The sequence below is a fragment of the Mesorhizobium sp. M2C.T.Ca.TU.002.02.1.1 genome (genome assembly GCF_003997225.1).
In genome coordinates this window covers 1-415 of the sequence record NZ_RZTO01001558.1, presented here as the reverse complement: position 1 = coordinate 415, position 415 = coordinate 1, and the positions used below count along the sequence as shown (strand labels likewise).

Below are 415 nucleotides of genomic sequence, written 5' to 3'. Positions count from 1 at the left end.
GCCGACGACGCCGCGCGCGACGTGGTTGAACGGCCGCCTGGTCGTGAATGCGGTGGCCAGCTCACCCTTGAAGGCGAGGAAGGCGATGATCGGGAAGATGGCGAAGAAGGAGCGGAAGAAGACGATCTGTCCGGCGGGCACGTCGCCGGCCGCCTTGATGCAGGTCTGCATGCCGACGAAAACCGTCACCGAGACGATCTTCAGCGTGATGCCGCGCAGCGTGTTGTGGCCGACGGCATGATCGACGGTCATCTTGCCTCGTAAGGATGGTCGGAAAAACGAAGCCGCAAATGAAGCCTTTGCGCAGTTTTGTCGAGTGGCCGTTTCGTGTAAAGAGCGCGCACCTCAAAATTCTTGGACCAGCCAAGCTGGCTCTCCGCCCGAAACCGACAGGAAAAGCCCAAGGAATGCGCAC

Annotated in this window: 1 pseudogene; it reads right to left on the bottom strand. The window is 60.7% G+C overall.

Features of this window, described 5'->3' with window-relative positions:
• Nucleotides 1–252 (bottom strand): annotated as a pseudogene (locus EOD07_RS37265) (EamA/RhaT family transporter); the annotation flags it as partial.
• Between the last annotated feature and the right edge of the window lie 163 nt (nt 253–415).